The sequence below is a fragment of the Arsukibacterium sp. genome, from assembly GCF_036735525.1.
In the GTDB taxonomy this organism is placed as follows: domain Bacteria; phylum Pseudomonadota; class Gammaproteobacteria; order Enterobacterales; family Alteromonadaceae; genus Alishewanella.
Genome location: NZ_DAINOE010000143.1, coordinates 2,393 through 4,286, shown reverse-complemented (window position 1 = coordinate 4,286; position 1,894 = coordinate 2,393). Strand labels below are relative to the sequence as shown.

The 1,894-nt window shown below is 48.9% G+C and carries 2 protein-coding genes; one reads left to right on the top strand and one right to left on the bottom strand.

Translation table 11 applies throughout. The annotated features are described in order from the left end of the window. Positions 1 to 57 precede the first annotated feature (57 nt). Positions 58 to 1,299, top strand: coding sequence for a carboxylate--amine ligase (locus tag V7D78_RS16265; protein ID WP_333609509.1), 1,242 nt, complete (start codon positions 58 to 60; stop codon positions 1,297 to 1,299). Here the strand turns inward: V7D78_RS16265 and V7D78_RS16260 are convergent. Beyond that, on the bottom strand, positions 1,258 to 1,824 hold the full coding sequence (locus tag V7D78_RS16260) for an arsenate reductase/protein-tyrosine-phosphatase family protein (protein ID WP_333609508.1): 567 nt from the start codon (positions 1,822 to 1,824) through the stop codon (positions 1,258 to 1,260). The two genes, V7D78_RS16265 and V7D78_RS16260, sit on opposite strands and share 42 nt — an antisense overlap. Positions 1,825 to 1,894: the final 70 nt, after the last annotated feature.

Here is a 1,894-nt window from a genome sequence, read left to right as displayed (position 1 = left end):
GAATGGTTTGAATGATCACCTGAATTAACCAAGGGATAGTGTAATGCAGGTTATGATATGAAAGTCGTGGTGTTGGGCGCTGATTCGCCGATTGGTCTGGCCATTATCCGGGATCTGGGCCGCTGTGGTTTTGCAGTGACGGCATTGGGGCGCAAACGGTCAGCGCTGGGGTTGGTATCTAAATATTGTCAACAGCCGTTGGTGCGCGCAAAAGATGGCGAGCCTCTGTTACAGCAGCTGTTGCAGCTGGGGCAACTGACTAAGCCCGCGGCATTAATTGCTATTAGTGAAACCGATATTGCGATGTTGAATCGTTGGCGGGCGCAGCTGGTGCTGCATTTTAAACTGCTGTTTGCTGATGACGCCGCTATGGCAACAGTGCTGGATAAAAGCCTGACTCAGCAGAATGCTGCTGCCGTGGGCATAGATACGCCTGCGAGCTGGCAGTTGACAGCCTTATCAGAACTTGGCGAGATAGAAACCCAACTGCAGTATCCGCTGATATTAAAGTGGGCTAATCCGCATCAGGTATCGGCGTTGTTGCAACAGGCTGGCTTGCCGTTACATAAAATCCAGTATTGTCAGAACCTGCAGGAATTAAACGCTTGTTTGGCGCCCTACCAGGCAATTGGCTATTTCCCGATGATCCAGCGTTATTATGCCGGCCATGGCTTAGGGCAGTTTTTTTTATGCCGTGATGGGGAATCCTTAATACAGTTCCAGCATGAAAGGGTGCATGAATGGCCGCCAGAAGGGGGATCTGCCAGTTTATGTAAAGCCGTCGATAACCAGTTGCATCAGGCATGTGCTGAGCGCTCCAAAGCGTTATTGAAGCGGCTTAACTGGCAAGGAGTGGCAATGGTGGAGTATCGATATGACCCAGGTCATAAACAGTATGTGTTAATGGAGATTAATGGTCGCTTTTGGGGCAGCACTCCGCTTTCTGTCGCAGCAGGTGCATGCTTTGCCAGCCATTTGGTAAAGGGGCTGGCATCGCAGCAACCCGTTAAGCAGCCTGACATTAAACTCCGGTATTGCCGCTATATGATCCCGGAGCTTAAACGGATAGCCCGTATAGTGCTGCAGCCTGATAAAATTATGGATCCACAATGTCATTTTAATAAATGGTCTGAGTTGGCCGCCTTTATGGGCTATTTTTTTCATCCACGCTGTCGATATTATGTTTTTGCCTTGGATGATCCCGCGCCTTTTTTTGCAGACTTACGTCAGGCCGCACAAAAAATGCTGCAGCCGCTATTACGTCGCTTGCGAACGCAAAAAATCGTCCATAAGGGCTGAAACTGCACTTTCAATCCGTTGATAGCAACTATGAAAGTATGGCTCGCTCAGGCTATGAGGATCATAAAGCAGGGCGGTAGTGGGGTTGGCCCATAAGCCTAATAACGCAACTTGAGCCTGATGTTGCTCAGCCTGGCGTTGCACCTTAGGTAGGTGTCTGTCCTCCATCACTAACAGTAAATCGCCGGGCGCAAAGACAAAATCGGTGATATCCGTAGTTAAATGTGCACTCATATCGACACCACGGGCTTTGGCTACTTTAAGTGCGAGCGGGTATGCTGGTTTATTGCTGGTTGTGGCATAGCCCAGAGAAGCGACCTGATCTGTGTGCTTAAGTGCCAGATAATGAGCGTAGGGCGAGCGGCAAATATTACCCTGACAGACAAAGACCAAACGTCTCACCCGACGCCAGTCAGGCTGATGTAATTTCTGGTAATGCCCAAGTTTACAGCGCAGGTTAGCCAGCAGTAAGCGGATATACCCGCGATAACTGCCATAGCGATGATTAATATGCTCAACGATCATCGTTTCTCAGTATTAGGAAGAGCGACACGTATATTGGTAATGTATAAATCCATATCGTGTCGTGGTTTAT

What these genes read in the sequence shown, in the direction of transcription:
- V7D78_RS16265 (WP_333609509.1), top strand. Translation starts at nt 58, where the DNA reads ATGAAAGTCGTGGTGTTGGGCGCTGATTCGCCGATTGGTCTGGCCATT.
- V7D78_RS16260 (WP_333609508.1), bottom strand. Translation starts at nt 1,824, where the DNA reads ATGATCGTTGAGCATATTAATCATCGCTATGGCAGTTATCGCGGGTAT.